The organism is Streptomyces sp. NPDC056224, assembly GCF_042267665.1.
In the GTDB taxonomy this organism is placed as follows: domain Bacteria; phylum Actinomycetota; class Actinomycetes; order Streptomycetales; family Streptomycetaceae; genus Streptomyces.
In genome coordinates, this window is the sequence record NZ_JBHJTK010000003.1 from 281272 (window position 1) to 296838 (window position 15567).

Below are 15567 nucleotides of genomic sequence, written 5' to 3' on the forward strand. Positions count from 1 at the left end.
TCGGGCGGGCGGACACGTGGCGGGCCGCACCAGCCCGGCCCGGCGTCCCGGCCAGGTGCACCCCGGGCACCCGTCCACCCCCGCCCCGCGCCGTCCCTCCACCGTGCCCTTCTCACCGCGCCGCCCCTCCACCGCGCCGTCCCTCCACCCGCGCCGCCCTGCCCGTGCACCCGTCCCCCGGCGCATCGTCCGGCGTCCTCGGGGAAGGGCTGCGCACCGCTCTCCCCGGCCGACCGGCCGCGGCACCGGCCCCTGGACGCCTTCTCCCGGTCCCGCCGACCGGTGCGGCGGCGGCCTTCGCGGGCCAGGCGCTGCTTTGACGACAGGGCCTACTCGTCGCGCAGCAGGACCCCCACGGGCGAGAGTGCCAGCAGACCCGCCAGGTCCGCCTCGCCCTCGTAGACGAGCCCGTACGTGCTCCCTGATGTGCTGCCGTCCGCCTTCCCCCGTCCGCCGGGCAGGCCCGGCAGCGGGGTCCACCGGCCCGGTGGCAGCGGCAGGGCGGTCCCGCGCCAGCCCCCCGAGTCCGCCAGCCGGCGCGAGAGGCGGGTGGCCACCGCCACCAGGCCGGGCGAGCGGGCGAAGGCCAGACAGTGCTCGGCCGCCGCGCCCCGGGCCGGCAGCGGGGCGTAACCGGTGAACAGCCCGGGCCGGTCCCGGCGCAGCCGCAGCAGGGCGGCCGTCAGCGCCAGCTTCTCCTCGGCCGGCCCGTGCGGGGCGGACCCCGCGTCCAGCCGGGCCAGTGCCTCCCGGGGGAAGCGCACCGGGCGCCGGTTGTCCGGGTCCACCAGCGCCCGGAACTCGGTCTCGGCGCCCTGGTAGACCTCCGGGACCCCGGGCATCGCCAGGTGCAGCAGCGTCATGCCCAGAAGATTGGCGCGGGCCGCCTCCGCGAGGTCCGCCGGCAGGTCGAGCGGACCGGGGGCGTAACCGGCCACGCTCGCCTCGTAGCCCTCGTCCCGGTCCGTCCAACTGGTGCGCAGGGCGGCCTCGCGGACCCCCTTGAGCAGCGCCTCGGCCAGCCGGGGCGCGGCCTGCGGGACCTCCCCGAGGCCCAGCGCGGTCTGCCGGGCCGTCCACGCCAGCCGGGGATCCGGGCCACCGACCCCGTCCATCGGCCCCGGCGCCTGCGACAGCACCGAGATCCGGGCCCGGACGTCCGCACTGCGCTTGGTGTCGTGCGTGGACAGAACCGTCCCGGACCTGGGCCAGTCCCGGTCCAGGCGTGCGCAGTACGCGTGGAACTCCTCGGCCGGCACCGCCGGCCGCCCCGGGTCCCCGCCGACCTCGGTGGCGGACAGCAGGGGCGCGTACCGGTAGAAGGCCCGGTCCTCCAGGGACTTGGCGCGCAGCGCGGCCGAGGTCTGGGCGAAGCGGGCCGCGAAGGCGGGATCGCGCAGCAGCAGCTCCCGTACGCCGGCCACCGCGGCCGGCCCGGCCGCCGCGGCCGCCCGCTCCAGGGCCCGCGGATCGGGCCCGTCATCGCCGGGATACGGCCGGTAGACCGGATAGGCGATCAGCAACTCCCGTACCGCGGGCGCTCGTTCCGGGCCAGCCTGCCGCTCCAGCGTGGCCAGCTCGGCGGCCAGGTCACCGGTCAGCACCTCCCGCGCGCATGCCTCCGCCGTCCGCGCCCACTCCGGGGATCCCGTCGACTCCTCGTAGCGCCGGGCCAGTTCGGTGGCGCCCGCCGGGTCGGTGAACACCCCGTCCACCCGGTAGAGCGCGTCGTACCCGGTGGTCCCCGCCACCGGCCACGCGGGCGGCAGCCGCTCGTGGCGGGCCAGGATCTTCTCCACCACCACCCAGCAGTGCGGTCCCGCCGCCGCGCGCAGCCGCCGCAGGTACCCCTCCGGGTCCGCCAGTCCGTCCACGTGGTCGATCCGCAGCCCCTCGGCCACCCCGTCCCGGACCAGCTCCAGCACCTTCGCATGGGTGGCGGTGAAGACCTCCGGGTCCTCCACCCGAACCCCGATCAGATCCGAAATGGTGAAGAAACGCCGGTAGTTGAGGTGCGTCCGGGCCTCCCGCCACCAGGCCGGCCGGTACCACTGCGCGGCCAGCAGTTCGGGCAGCCCGAGCCCCGCGGTGCCCTCCCGCAGCGGGAACTCCTGCTCCCCGTAGCGCAACACCTCGCCGTCGGCCCGCAGGTCGCAGGACTCCACGGGCCCGGCGAGCACCGGCAGCAGCACCTGGCCGCCGCCCGCCTCCCAGTCGATGTCGAACCAGCGCGCGAACGGCGACCGTGGCCCGTCCCGCAGGACCTCCCACAGCGGCCGGTTCAGCCGCAGGGGCGCGGGCACCGCCATGTGATTGGGCACGATGTCGAGCACCAGGCCCATTCCGTGCGCCCGGGCGGCCGCGCCGAGCGAGCGCAGCCCGCTCTCGCCGCCCAGCTCCTCGCGGACCCGGGAGTGGTCGGTGACGTCGTACCCGTGCGCCGAGCCGGGCACCGCCTCCAGCACGGGGGACAGGTGCAGGTGTGACACGCCGAGCGAGGCGAAGTGCGGCACGGCCGCCTCTGCCGCCGCGAAGGGGAACTCCGGACGCAATTGGAGACGGTAGGTCGACGCCGGAGTGACAGGTGTCGGAACATCAGATTCCGCTGGGATGCTTGACTGCGGCTGGCTCATGAGAACGTACGTACCCAGCCTGCCGGATTCCGTGCCATTACCCCATGCATCCGGGTGACCGCACCTGGTTAGCGTTGCTCGAGTGGCTGGAACCGTCAACACCTATCGAAGAGTCATAGCCCTGACCGGGCCCCTACTCCCGCTCGTCTCCTTCCTCGCCCGACTGCCCGTCGCGATGTCCCAGTTCGGAAGCGTCCTGCTGGTCGTCCAGACCAGCGGCTCCCTCGCCACCGCCGGCATCGTCGGCGGCACCCTCTCCGCCGGACAGGTGGTCTTCGGCCCCGTCCTGGGCCGGCTCGCCGACCGCCACGGGCAGCGGCCGGTCGTGCTCGGCGCGGCGGCCGTCAACGCCGTCGCGACCGCCGCCCTCGTCGCCGGCGCCCTGGGACGCCTCGACACCGTCCCGCTCGCCGCGATCGGCGCCGTCACCGGCGCCTCCGTACCGCTGATCGGGCCGCTAGCCCGGACCCGCTCCGTGGCCCTGGCGCACCGCGCCGGGTCCGACGAGGGCGTGGTGGGCGCCGTTCACTCGCTCGAAGGCACCCTGGACGAGGTCTCGTTCGTCCTCGGACCCGCCGTCGTGGGCCTCGCCGCGCTCGTCGCGCACCCTGCCGTCGCCCTCGGCGGCGCGGCCGGACTCGTCGCCGTCTTCGGTACCGCCTACGCGCTGCACCCGACCGCCGCCGTCGCCGGGGGCACCCCCGGACGGGGTCCGGGGGACCGGCGGCGCGCGCGGGCACGCGTGAAGGGGAACCGTGTCGGGCAGCCGCGCGTGGTCCACGCCGTCCGCGGCTCGCTCGCCCTCCAGAGCGCGATGTTCGGAGCCTGCCAGGCCGGAATCGCCTCGCTCACCGCGCGGTTGGGCGTCCCCGGCCAGGCCGGGATCGTGTATGCGGCCATGGGCGTCGTCAGTGCCGCCGTGGGCCTCGCACTCGGCGCGCTGCCCGCCCGCTTCGGGCTGCGGCTGCGCTGGCGGGCCGCCACGGGTGCCGCGCTGCTCCTGTCCGTGCCGCTGCTGGCGACCGACGCTCTGTGGCCGCTGTACGCGGTCGTCACCGTGCTCGGGGCGGCCTACGCACCGCACCTGATCACCGCCTTCGCGCTCACCGAGCGCGTCGTGGAACCGGCCCGGCTCGCCGAGGCGATGGCCTTCGCCGCCAGCTCGCTGGTCGCAGGCCAGGCCGTCGCGCTCGCCGTCTCCGGGCGGCTCGCCGAGTGGTACGGGCCCGCCGGAGCCTTCTCCGTGGCCGTGGGGGCGGCCGCGCTGGCCCTGAGCCTCGCCCTCGTGACCCGCGTGCCGTCCGCCGGCGCCCGCGCCGAGGCGCCCGTACCCGTGCGGCAGACCGCCGCCGCGGCCGACGGGGCGACCGGCGAGACGGGGGAGACGGGGGAGGCTGGCGAGGCCGGGGAGCCCGCGAGGTCCGCGGAGCCCGGGAAGGCCCCCGCCGTCGACGGGAACGGCGCCTACGCCGGGCGCTGAAGCAGCACCAGGCACCGTCCCGCCAGCGCCACCCGGTCCCCGGCCGCATACTGCGGCCCCGTGCCGGGTGGCAGCACGTCCGGACGGGCGGTGTCCACCACCAGGCGCCACTGCGCCCCGTGCCCCGCCGGAACGGTGAAGTCCTGGGGGTCGGCGCCCGCGTTGAACATCAGCAGGAACGAGTCGTCGGTGATCCGCTCCCCGCGGCTGCCCGGCTCGGAGATCGCCTCCCCGTTCAGGAACACCGTCAGCGCCCGCGCGTGCTGCGCCTGCCAGTCGCGGGCCCGCATCTCCTCGCCGTGCGGGGTGAACCAGGCGATGTCGGAGAGCTCGTCGTGCGTGCCCTCCACCGGCCGCCCGTGGAAGAACCGCCGCCTCCGGAAGACCGGGTGGTCACGGCGCAGCCACACCATCCGCCGGGTGAACTCCAGCAGCGCGGGTGCCGGTTTGCCCGGCTCCGGCCAGCGCACCCAGGACAGCTCGTTGTCCTGGCAGTACGCGTTGTTGTTGCCGTCCTGCGAGCGCGCGAACTCGTCGCCGTGGCTGAGCATCGGCACGCCCTGCGACAGCATGAGCGTCGCCGTGAAGTTGCGCATCTGGCGCTCGCGCAGCTCCAGGACCTCCGGGTCCTCGGTCGGTCCCTCCACCCCGCAGTTCCACGAGCGGTTGTGGGTCTCGCCGTCCCGGTTGCCCTCCCGGTTGGCCTCGTTGTGCTTCTCGTTGTAGGAGACCAGGTCGTTCAGGGTGAAACCGTCATGGCAGGTGGTGAAGTTGATGGAGGCCAGCGGCCGCCGCCCGTCGTCCTGGTAGAGGTCCGAGGAGCCCGTCAGCCGCCCCGCGAACTCCGCCAGCGTGCGCGGCTGCCCGCGCCACAAGTCCCGTACGGTGTCGCGGTACTTGCCGTTCCACTCGGTCCACAGCGGCGGGAAGTTGCCCACCTGGTAGCCGCCCTCGCCCAGGTCCCAGGGCTCGGCGATCAGCTTCACCTGGCTGACCACCGGATCCTGCTGGACCAGGTCGAAGAACGACGACAGCCGGTCCACCTCGTGGAACTGGCGCGCCAGCGTCGCCGCCAGGTCGAAGCGGAAGCCGTCCACGTGCATCTCGGTGACCCAGTAGCGCAGCGAGTCCATGATCAGCTGGAGCACGTGGGGGGAGCGCATCAGGAGCGAGTTCCCGGTCCCGGTGGTGTCCATGTAGTGCCGGGGGTCGTCCGCCAGCCGGTAGTACGAGGCGTTGTCCAGCCCGCGGAAGGACAGCGTCGGGCCCAGGTGGTTCCCCTCGGCGGTGTGGTTGTAGACCACGTCGAGGATCACCTCGATCCCGGCCTCGTGCAGCGCCCGGACCGCCGACTTGAACTCCAGCACCTGCTGGCCGCGGTCACCCGAGGCGTAGCCGTTGTGCGGGGCGAAGAAGCCGATGGTGTTGTAGCCCCAGTAGTTGCTCAGTCCGTCGTTGACCAGCCGGTGGTCGTTGACGAACTGGTGCACCGGCATCAGCTCCAGCGCCGTCACCCCGAGCTTGGCCAGGTGCCCGATGACCGCCGGGTGCGCGAGCGCCCCGTACGTGCCGCGCAGCTCCTCGGGGAGGTCCGGATGCCTCATCGTCAGACCCTTGACGTGGGCCTCGTAGAGCACCGTGTGGTGGTACTCGTGGCGCGGCGGCCGGTCATTGGCCCAGTCGAAGTACGGGTTCACCACGACCGAGCTCATGGTGTGCGGGGCCGAGTCCAGGTCGTTGCGGGAGTCGGGCCGGCCGAAGTGGTAGCCGTACACCGCCTCGGCCCAGTCCACGCTGCCGCTGATCGCCCGCGCGTACGGGTCCAGCAGGAGCTTCGCCGCGTTGCAGCGCTTGCCGCGCTCCGGGGCGTACGCGCCGTGGACGCGGAACCCGTAGCGCTGGCCCGGCATGACGCCGGGCAGGTACGCGTGCCGGACGAAGGCGTCCGTCTCGCGCAGCTCCACGGCGGTCTCCGAGCCGTCGTCGTGGAGGAGGCACAGCTCGATGCGGCGGGCGGCCTCGGAGTAGACCGCGAAGTTGGTGCCGGCGCCGTCGTAAGTGGCACCGAGCGGATACGCCTGTCCCGGCCAGACCTGCATAGATAACGACTCTTCCCATCATGCTCCGGCTGATCCGGCTGGACCACGTCACTGCCAGATCTTCCCCGAAAGAGGGCTCTCACGCGTGAACTTGGGTTGGTCCCTCCGGGTGACCCGCAGAGCTGATTTGCTGCTCGGCCGACTGTCCGGGCATCGGATAATGGGTCAACGGGCGGTCGCTGTAAGGGCCATCGGGCTGCACCGGGTCGCGCGCGCGGAGTACCCTTCCGTGATCACTGGAGACGGGCGTCCAGACGCAGAAGGCGGTGCACGGGTGAGCTCGGGAGGTCTGGAGCTGCCCCCTGGTGACAACGGTCACGAGGGCGGCCCAGCGGACGCCGCAGGGGCGACACCCGCAGGAGTGCCGGCCGGGGCGGTGTCGCTGGCCCCGCAGGCGACCGGGAGCGCGCGGGCCGGCGCCGAGCTGGACTGGGGCGCGGAGGCCTGGAGCGAGGTCCGCACGCGGGCGCAGCGGGCGGGTCGTGCGTACATCTGGCTGAATCTCATCGAACAGCGGCTGCGGTCGGTGGTCGGCGCGGTGCTGCGGCCGGTCTACGAGCCGGTGCACGGAGGGGACGACTGGGTCGTCGCCGCCGCCGGGCCCGCCGGGCAGGAGTGGGTGCAGCGGGCCGTGGCCGTGCGCGAGGTCAGCCGGCGCAAGGGTTATCTGCTCGACTCGGCCGACGACAACGTGCTGAGCTTCCTGACGCTCCCCCAGCTGCGGGAGCTGATGGTCCAGCACTGGCCCTGCTTCGAACCGTACTTCGACGACCGGCGCGAGATCGAGCTCGCGCTGGACGAGCTGGAGGTCACCCGGAACGTCGTCTCCCGCAACCGGGCGCTGTCCCGGCCGGTACTGGAACAGGCCGAGCGGGCCTCGGCCCGGCTGCTGGAGGTGCTGGGCGGGGTCTCGGGCAGCCCGTCGGCGGACCGGCTGCCGATCGACGCCGTCGAGGACCTGGTGGGGGACCGGTACGCGGACGTCATCTCGGTCCACCCCGACCGGGTGCGGCTGCAGCGCCAGCTTCCGGCGGAAGACCTCTTCGGGGGCGCGCGGCGGCTCGACGCCATCGGCATAGGGCTCAACCTGCTGGTCCAGAACTTCTCGGGCCGAAGACTCGTCCGGCTCACGGAGTCCGGCTGCCGGGTGCGGCTGCTGTTCCTGAACCCGGCGAGCAGCGCGGTCAAGCGGCGCGAACGGGAGCTCGGGCTGCGCAAGGGCGAGCTGAGCCGCTCGGTGGAGATGAACATCCTGCACGTCCGCCGGGTCCGGGCGGGCCTGCACGACCCCTCGCGCTTCGAGATCCACGTCTTCGACGAAACCCCGCGCTTCACCGCCTATCTGGTGGAGGGACAGTCCTCGGGCATCGCGGTCGTCCAGTCCTACCTGCGGCGGGCGCGCGGCATGGAATCCCCGGTCCTGGTCCTGCGCGGCGGCGGCCGCGGCGTCCCGAAGGACGCCGACCACGGACTGTTCACGACGTACCGCGAGGAATTCGAATCGGTGTGGGAGGACTCCCGGCCGGTGTCGTGAGGGGCCGGGCCCGAGCCGCGGCCCCGACCCGGCGGACGGCTTGTCAGTGGCCCGTGGCACGCTGAAAGCCGTTGACCGACGGTGTACGGGGGGAAAGCGCGTGATGGGGGACTGGTACGGCGGTGTGCTGATCGGGTTCGACCTGGAGACGACCGGCACGGAGCCGGGGGAGTCGCGGATCGTGACGGCGGCGGTGGTCGAGGTGCGGGGCGGGGAGGTGCGCGGGCGGCGCGGCTGGCTCGCGGATCCGGGGATACCGATCCCGGACGAGGCCGCCGCGATCCACGGGATCAGCACCGAGCGGGCGGTCGCCGAAGGCCGCCCGGTGCGGGAGGTCGCGGACGAGGTCGCCCAGGTGCTGGTCGGGCACTGGCGCAGCGGCGCGGTCGTCGTCGCGTACAACGCGGCCTTCGACCTCACCCTGCTCTCCGCGGAGCTGGCACGGCACGGACTGCCGTCGCTGGCCGAGCGGCTGGGCGGGGTGGCGGTGCCCCCGGCGCAGCCCGGGGGAGAGACCGGGCCGGTGGTGGACCCGCTGACCATCGACCGGGCCGTCGACCGCTACCGGCGCGGCAAGCGGACCCTGGAGGCGGTCTGCGGGGTGTACGGGGTCACCCTCGACGACGCGCACGACGCCGGGGCCGACGCCCTGGCGGCGGTGGAGGTGGCCCGCGCGATAGCCGCGCGCCACCCCGAGGTGGCCGCGCTCACCCCGGCCGACCTGCACGCCCGCCAGGGCACCTGGCACGCCCGCTGGGCCCGGGACTTCCAGTCCTACCTGCGCCGCCAGGGCACCCCGGACGCGGTGATCGACACCGCTTGGCCGCTGAGGGGTCTCGTCCCGGCGAGCGCCTGACCGCACGGGCCCGAGGGCTGTCCGGGCAGGTTGGTGACGCGGCCGACGGGCGTTCGGCCCGCGGTGCACGGCACCGGACGCCGCGGGCCGCGACCCGGTGGACCTTGCCGGTCACAGCATTAGCGCAGGAGCCGGTTCCTGATCAGCTCCATGACCTCCGCGCGGCTGCGGCCGCCGTGGTCGGCGGCGACGACGTAGCTGCCGATCCGCACGGAGAAGGTGAGCATGCAGCGGACCTCCACCTCGTCCTCGTCGGGGCAGAACTCGCCGAACAGCGAACGCAGATAATCCATCCGCCGGTTGTCGGCACGCCGGAGCCGCTGCGCGACGGCCTCGTCGCGCCGGGCCCAGTCGCGGATCGCGAGGTCGACCGCCACGCCCGTCATCGGCTTGTCCCCGTACGAGGCGACGATCGTGAAGAGCCGGTCCAGTTTCGTCCGGGCGTCCCCGCCGCCGCTCTCGACCCGATCGATCACGGCCTCGGTGACCTCGCGTTCCCACGTGTCGAGCATCTCGTTGAGCAGCGCGCCCCGGTTGCCGAAGTACCCGTAGAAGCCGCCCTTGCTGACGCCGAGCGCCTGCGCGAGCGACTCGATGCGGACGGCCTCCGGGCCCCCGGCGGCCAGCGCCCGCAGCCCCTCCTCGATCCAGGCGCCGCGAGGCGTGCGCGTCGTGCCCATGATGTGTCTCCGCTCACGTATCCCCCGTCTATACGGTGCCGTATAGACGGGTGCTAGCCTTCTTCTATACGGCATCGTATAGATAGGGGCTTGCTCATGAGACTCCCGAAAACCGCGCACACCTCCCGTCCCTGGCGCATCCACGAGATCGCCGGCGACTTCCAGGTCGAGGACGTGTGGGCGCTGCCCACACCAGGCGGTCCCGACGACCTCGCCCATCTCGTGGACCAGTTCGCGCAGGGCAAGGGGGAGCCGATCGACTCCCCGGTGGCGCGCGCCCTCTTCGCGATCCGCTGGAAGCTCGGGGCGCTGTTCGGCTGGGACAAGCCCGACGGAGGTGTCGGCGGCCGGCTGACCTCGCTGCGCGGCCGGCTTCCGGCGGACCTCCGCGAGGGCCCCAAGGGGCCGGACCTGACGGCGGCTCCGTTCACCTCCGTCTTCCAGACACACGACGAGTGGGCGGCGGAGATGGGCAACCGGACCGTGCACGGGGTGATGCACATCGGCTGGGTCCCGGACGGGGCGGGCGGCTACCGCGGTCAAATGGCCGTCCTGGTGAAGCCCAACGGGCGGCTCGGCGCCCTGTACATGCTGGGCATCAAGCCCTTCCGGTACCTGGGGGTCTATCCGGCGCTGATCCGGGAGATCGGCAGCGAGTGGCGGGCGCGCGCCGGGCAAAGGGCCGCGGGCTCGGCGGGCGCGGCCGGCGCGGGGGGCTGACCGGCTCCGGCCGGCGCGGGGGGCTGACCGGCTCCGGCGGGCGGGCCTACTCCGCCCACTCGTCGGTGTACTCGACGTGGATGTCCCGGGCCCGGGCGTCGCCGCCGCGCACCTGCGCGCAGCAGTGCCCGTGGCGGGAGCCGTCGCGGACGTGGCCCGGGCCGTCCTCGGCCACCCGGCGCCACACGCCGGCGGTCTCACGGAACACCTTGGCGCTGCCCGTCACGAACAGGGTCTCGGCGTGGAGGTGCTGGCGGAACACGTCGAGGTTGTCCGCGTGCCGCAGGGACGCGGGGCCGGTGCCGGGCTCCCGGACGGACAGGTCGACGCTGCGCCGCCGGCCCGGGCCGAGCCGTCCTCGCAGCTCCTTCCAGCGCGACGGCGCGAACTGGAGCGAGTGGTGGAGCAGGACGAGGTCGAGCCCGCGTGGCGCGGCGTCCGGGCGGGAGCCACGCAGCGGCAGGTGGATCAGCGAGCGCGGCGAGGAGGCGGCCAGGGTCCACAGCCCGGAAACGAGCCGGGCGGCCTCCTGGTCGACGTAGGCGTTCAGGTACCAGGCGCCGTCGAGGAGCGCCGCGCGCCGCGGCGGCCGGGCCGGACGGATGACCTTGAACTCGTCCGCGCCGAGGCGGGCCCGGTGGACGGTCAGCGGCAGCATCATCAGAACGGGCTCCAGCGCGCTTCCCCGTCGCCCTCGCGCAGGGAGTCCACCCGGCGGCGGAATTCGGCCAGGGCCTTTGGATTGGTGGGGGCGTGCTGGGAGACCCAGGCGCAGCTGGCCGTCTCCCGGGCGCCGCGCAGCACCGAACAGCCCTCCCAGTCGCGGACGTCCCAGCCGTACGCCGCCACGAACGCCTCGTAGGACTCGGCGGGCAGGCCGTACCGGTCGCGCGAGAGGGCCATCACCACCAGGTCGTGTTCGCGCAGGTCGGCCGATACGGTCTCCAGGTCGACCAGGACCGGGCCGTCCGGGCCGACGTGCACGTTGCGGGGCAGGGCGTCGCCGTGGATCGGGCCCGGGGGCAGGTGCGGCACGAGCCCGGCGACCTCACCGGCACAGGCGTCGCGGCGGTCCCGCAGGTACGCGGCGTCCGCAGGGTCGATGGCGTCCCCGGCCAGCCGGAGCCAGCGTTCGACGCCGCCCAGCAGATCCCGCGCGGCCAGTGGGAACGGCGGCGCGGGCAGGGCGTGGAGCCGCCGAAGCAGTACGGCGAGGTCCTCGGGGCCCGCGGGGCGCACCGCGCCCGGGAGCCGGTGCCACAGCGTCAGCGGGTGCCCGCCCACCAGCCGCGCCTCCGGTTCGGCGGCGCGGACCGCCGGGACCCCGGCCCCCGCCAGCCAGTGCGCGACGGCCAGTTCGCGCTCGGCCCGGCCGAGCAGCGCCGGGTCCGCGCGGCCCACCTTCACCACGAGGTCCCCGACCGCGAAGACCGCGTTCTCGCCCAGGGCCAGCAGGGCGCCGCCGCCCAGGCCGGCCTGCGCCAGTACGTCCCTGGCCCGCGCCTCGTCCATGTCTTCTCCGGATCCGGATCGTCGTGAATGCGCCAAGTCTCCCATCCGGGCGTGCGGCGCGTTGACGCGGCATCAGGCCCTGCGCCGCCCGCCGCCTCGTCCGGGGCGAGGTGAGGAAGCGGAGGTCATACCGCCCCGACGCCGGATTCTGCCTGCGGGCCCGGGCCCGGGCCCGGAGAGGTGTTCTGCTCACCGATGGCCTGAGCGACGTCTTCCGGGTGTGTCAGCTGGGGATGGTGCCCCGCACCGGCGATCACTGTCACGGTGGCGTGCGGGAGGCTGTCCAGCAGGGACCGTGCCTCAACGGTGAGCGGATCGTGGGAGCCGATGACGATGTGGACGCGCCCCGGGTAGCGCTGCAGCTGGGCCCGGAGGTCTGCTCGCCACCGTGCGTTCCCGGTGGCGGCCAGGAGCCGGGCGGTGGTGGCCGCGACGGTGCTGCGGCGAAGATCCGCGACAGCCGATCGGAGCGCGGTCGCGTGGCCCGTGGCGCCGGTCAGTCGCTCGGCCAGCGCCGTGGGAGTCGTCCGGCTCAGGTGCCGGCGGGTCAGGAGCGTCCACGTGGCGGTGCGGGGCGGATGCGCCTGCAGGAAGAACGGTGATACCAGTGTGAGCTGATCCACCGCGTCGGGGTGGGCGGTCGCGGCCTCGACGGCGGCCGCGGCTCCGATGGAGTGGCCCACCAGGTGACGGGCACCGGTCTCGGTCACCAGTGCGGTCAGCCAGGACGGCCAGTCGTCGCGGCGCCCCGTGCTCATGCCCAGGCCCGGCAGGTCGACGGCGCGGGCGTGCCCGACCGCTGCGACGACCGGTGCCCAGGTATCGGCGTTGACCGGCAGACCGGGCAGCACCACCGTGGGTGCGCCCGCCTCACCCAGTTCGAACGTCCGTATTCCGCCCGGCCAGGTGAACCGTCTGTCCCCTGCGGGCGCGTCGCCGAAGCGGTGGGCTGCCAGGTGGTCGGCCCAGCGGCGGATCGTCGTGGCGGTGTCCGGCATGGTCAGCCGGTGCCGGGCGGCGAGGGCGCGGGCCGAGTCGGTCGGGTAGCGGTCGGTCGACAGGAACGTCAGGGTCTCCGGATCGGCCTTGGTGAGCCGGCGGGGAAGCCGTTTGAGCAGGGGCACCGGCACCCGTGTCCGGGGTGCCTTGACGCCGTAGTGCTCCGCTATGAGCGTGAGCAGGTCGGGCAGCGCGGGCGTGTCGTCATCCAGCAGCCAGTACGCGGTGCCCCGGGTGGCCGCGTCCATCGGCAGCAGGGTCATGAACCGGGCGAGGTGGTCGGCCGCGACCACGGGGACGAAGGTTCGCCCATTGCCCGGTAGCGCGGGAAGTGAGCCCTGCCAGAGGTCTTTCACGTTGGAGGCGAGTCCCAGGTGCTGGTCGGACTCCCCGGTGGCGCTGTCCCCGATGACGCTGGCCGGGTTGACGATGGACCACGGAACGCCCAACTGCGCTGCCAGGTGCTGGAAGACGGCGTCCGCCTCGACCCTGGACGCCTCGTAGGCGCCCAGCGCCCGGTAGGTTTCGCGTCGGTGCTCTTCGCTCCACGGGGCGGGGTCCTGCCCGCTCACGCGGTACCCGGAGACCTGAACCAGGCGGCGCAGGTTCGGCAGCCGCGCCGCGAACGCGACGACCGTGCGGACGCTGTCGACGTTGGCGCGACGTGCCTCGTCCACCGACATCCCGAACCGGAAGGCACCGGCGCAGTTGTAGATCTCGGTGATGTCGTCGCAGTCGCCCTCGATCAGTGACGCCTTGGTGAAATCGACCCGGAGGTCGGCCGGGACCCGGTCGTGCCCGCGCCCTGCCAGCCACCGGGCCAGCTGCTGGTAGGACTCACGGCTCCGGCTGGCCGTGCTCACTCGAACGCCGGCCCGGCCGAGCGCGAGCACCACGTGGCGCCCGATGAAGCCGCTCGCGCCCAGCACCAGTGCGTGCCGGTTCTCCAGGCTCATGCCGAGTCCTCCGTACCCTGCTCCAGCAGCACGGTGATCGCCTGGGCGGCGCAGTACAGCGGCTCGGTTGACCGCTGGGCCCGCGACACGATCACCGCTCCCTCCACCATGCTGACCACGGCGGTCGCCAGGACACGCGCCGTGGGACGAGGACGGCCGTGGGCGACGAGCAGCTCACTCACCGGCGCGATCCACGATTCGAAGGCGTTGGCGCAGGCGTCTCGCAGCCGTTCGCTCTGCGCACCCATCTCCAGCGTCACCACCGAGACCGGGCATCCCAGCTGGAAACCGCTGTCGTCGAGCATCCCGGCCAGTTCGTCGATCACCCGGCGCAGCAGCTCACCCGGCGTGGCCGAGTCCTGCGCCGAGTCGGCGACGAGAGAGCCGAAGCGCGCGGCCGCGAGTTCGACGGCCTTCTCTCCGAGGGCCTCCTTGCCCTGAGGGAAGTGGAAGTAGAGGGACCCCTTCGGGGCGCCCGCGTGCTCCACCACCGTGTTGAGTCCCGTACCGCTGTATCCGTGCCGCTGGATCAGTTCCAGCATCGATTCCGCCAGCCGCAAGCGGGTCTTGGCGCCCTTGGTTCCAACCATGGCCAAAGAATAGACCGGTCTACCTATTTTTTGAAGCCCGACTTGCGTCGGCCACGTTGCACGAGACGTATCGTCTCGTTAAGGTCGTGGACATGACCTCAGTCAAGCCCGCGCACATCGCCATGTTCTCCATCGCCGCCCACGGGCACGTGAACCCGAGCATCGAAGTGATCCGGGAACTCGTCGCCCGGGGCCACCGCGTCAGCTACGCCGTCCCCGCCGCCTTCGCCGAGACCATCGCCGAGACCGGCGCCACGCCGGTGATCTGGACCTCGACCCTCCCCACCGACGACGATCCCGAGGCATGGGGCACCGAGCTCATCGACAACCTGGAGCCCTTCCTTGACGACGCCGTCCAGGCGCTCCCGCAGCTCGCAGCCGCATTCGAGGGCGACGAACCGGACCTCGTCATCCACGACATCACCGCCTACCCGGCACCCGTCCTCGCCCACCGCTGGGGTGTGCCCGCCGTCTCCCTCTCGCCGAACTCCGTTGCCTGGGAGGGGTACGAGGAGGAGGTGGCGGCGCCGATGTCCGCCGAACTGAAGGCGTCGGAGCGCGGACGGGCGTACTACGCGAGGTTCGCGGCCTGGCTGACCGAGAACGGCCTCGGCGACCAGGTCGACCGCTTCCAGAGCCGCCCGCGCCGCAGCCTCGTCCTGATCCCCCGGGCGCTCCAGCCGAACGCCGACCGCGTCGACGAGTCCGTGTACACCTTCGTCGGCGCCTGCCAGGGCGACCGCGCGGCGACCCAGGGGCGCTGGCAGCGCCCGGAATCGGCCGAAGGCAGGAAGGTGCTGCTGGTCTCGCTCGGCTCCGCCTTCACCAGGCAGCCCGCCTTCTACCGCGCCTGCGCGGACGCCTTCGGAGACCTGCCCGACTGGCACGTCGTCCTGCAGATCGGCAAGTTCACCGACGAGGCGGACCTCGGCGCGGTCCCCGCCAACGTCGAGGTCCACCGGTGGGTTCCCCAGCTCGACATCCTGCGGCAGGCCGACGCCTTCATCACTCACGCGGGCGCCGGAGGCAGCCAGGAGGGCCTCGCCACCGCCACCCCGATGGTCGCCGTCCCACAGGCCGTCGACCAGTTCGGCAACGCCGACGTGCTGGCCGCGCTCGGCGTGGCCCGGCACGTCCCGATGGACCGGGCGGACGCCGCCACGCTGCGGGAAGCGGTACTCGGCCTGCTCGCCGACCCCGAGGTCGCCCGGCGCGCGGAAGCCGTCCGCGCGCAGATGGCCACCGAGGGCGGCACGCGCCGGGCCGCCGACCTCATCGAGGCCGAACTGCCGTAGGGCGACCCCGAGGGCCGTCCCGCATTCCCCGGTGGATCGGCATCCGCGGTGGTCTCGTCGTCCCCGGTGGGCCGGTATCACCGGTGCGTGGCGCACGGCGCCGGCTGCGGTGCATCGCAAGGCGGAGGGGCGCCCCCGTACCGGGCGTACACCGCGGGTTCCGACGACGCGGCGAGGTGCCGCAACCGATGTCGTGCGCCCGCCGGGAATCGC

At 73.5% G+C, this 15567-nt stretch carries 12 protein-coding genes; 5 read left to right on the forward strand and 7 right to left on the reverse strand.

Annotated features, from left to right (window positions below; translation table 11 throughout):
- Nucleotides 1-329: 329 nt before the first annotated feature.
- The gene (gene treY / locus ACFCZ1_RS06905) at nt 330-2633 is read right to left on the reverse strand and encodes a malto-oligosyltrehalose synthase (RefSeq protein WP_376677320.1); all 2304 of its coding nucleotides are present in this window, start codon (nt 2631-2633) and stop codon (nt 330-332) included.
- Between the two features lie 82 nt (nt 2634-2715).
- Here treY and ACFCZ1_RS06910 point away from each other — a divergent pair, with 82 nt between their 5' ends.
- Nucleotides 2716-4113 (forward strand): MFS transporter, encoded by a 1398-nt coding sequence (locus ACFCZ1_RS06910; protein WP_376677321.1) that lies wholly within the window; start codon nt 2716-2718, stop codon nt 4111-4113.
- On the opposite strand, the gene glgX is transcribed toward ACFCZ1_RS06910, so the two are convergent.
- Complete coding sequence (gene glgX, locus ACFCZ1_RS06915; RefSeq protein ID WP_376677322.1) at nt 4098-6212, reverse strand: glycogen debranching protein GlgX; 2115 nt, start codon at nt 6210-6212, stop codon at nt 4098-4100. The genes ACFCZ1_RS06910 and glgX overlap by 16 nt on opposite strands.
- A gap of 274 nt (nt 6213-6486) precedes the next feature.
- Between glgX and ACFCZ1_RS06920 the strand changes: the two genes are divergently transcribed.
- A complete protein-coding gene (locus ACFCZ1_RS06920) occupies nt 6487-7746 on the forward strand; it encodes an SAV2148 family HEPN domain-containing protein (RefSeq protein ID WP_376677323.1) in 1260 nt (419 codons plus the stop codon).
- A 103-nt stretch (nt 7747-7849) separates the two neighbouring features.
- Nucleotides 7850-8602 carry an exonuclease domain-containing protein gene (locus tag ACFCZ1_RS06925; protein WP_376677324.1) on the forward strand — a complete coding sequence of 251 codons (753 nt, stop codon included), beginning with the start codon at nt 7850-7852 and terminating at the stop codon, nt 8600-8602.
- Between the two features lie 119 nt (nt 8603-8721).
- On the opposite strand, the gene ACFCZ1_RS06930 is transcribed toward ACFCZ1_RS06925, so the two are convergent.
- On the reverse strand, nt 8722-9282 hold the full coding sequence (locus ACFCZ1_RS06930) for a TetR/AcrR family transcriptional regulator (protein WP_376677325.1): 561 nt from the start codon (nt 9280-9282) through the stop codon (nt 8722-8724).
- Between the two features lie 96 nt (nt 9283-9378).
- On the opposite strand from ACFCZ1_RS06930, the gene ACFCZ1_RS06935 reads away from it, so the two are divergent.
- Nucleotides 9379-10002 carry a DUF2867 domain-containing protein gene (locus tag ACFCZ1_RS06935; RefSeq protein WP_376677326.1) on the forward strand — a complete coding sequence of 208 codons (624 nt, stop codon included), beginning with the start codon at nt 9379-9381 and terminating at the stop codon, nt 10000-10002.
- A 46-nt stretch (nt 10003-10048) separates the two neighbouring features.
- On the opposite strand, the gene ACFCZ1_RS06940 is transcribed toward ACFCZ1_RS06935, so the two are convergent.
- The 4 genes from ACFCZ1_RS06940 to ACFCZ1_RS06955 form a co-directional block, all read right to left on the reverse strand.
- A complete protein-coding gene (locus ACFCZ1_RS06940; protein ID WP_376677327.1) occupies nt 10049-10663 on the reverse strand; it encodes a hypothetical protein in 615 nt (204 codons plus the stop codon).
- Nucleotides 10663-11514 carry a phosphotransferase enzyme family protein gene (locus tag ACFCZ1_RS06945; RefSeq protein WP_376677328.1) on the reverse strand — a complete coding sequence of 284 codons (852 nt, stop codon included), beginning with the start codon at nt 11512-11514 and terminating at the stop codon, nt 10663-10665. Before ACFCZ1_RS06945 ends, ACFCZ1_RS06940 begins: the two co-directional genes overlap by 1 nt.
- A gap of 125 nt (nt 11515-11639) precedes the next feature.
- The gene (locus tag ACFCZ1_RS06950) at nt 11640-13469 is read right to left on the reverse strand and encodes an alpha/beta fold hydrolase (RefSeq protein WP_376677329.1); all 1830 of its coding nucleotides are present in this window, start codon (nt 13467-13469) and stop codon (nt 11640-11642) included.
- Nucleotides 13466-14059 carry a TetR/AcrR family transcriptional regulator gene (locus ACFCZ1_RS06955; RefSeq protein WP_376677330.1) on the reverse strand — a complete coding sequence of 198 codons (594 nt, stop codon included), beginning with the start codon at nt 14057-14059 and terminating at the stop codon, nt 13466-13468. The genes ACFCZ1_RS06950 and ACFCZ1_RS06955 overlap by 4 nt, the downstream gene beginning before the upstream one ends.
- A gap of 92 nt (nt 14060-14151) precedes the next feature.
- On the opposite strand from ACFCZ1_RS06955, the gene mgt reads away from it, so the two are divergent.
- The gene (mgt, locus tag ACFCZ1_RS06960; RefSeq protein ID WP_376677331.1) at nt 14152-15354 is read left to right on the forward strand and encodes a macrolide-inactivating glycosyltransferase; all 1203 of its coding nucleotides are present in this window, start codon (nt 14152-14154) and stop codon (nt 15352-15354) included.
- Nucleotides 15355-15567: the final 213 nt, after the last annotated feature.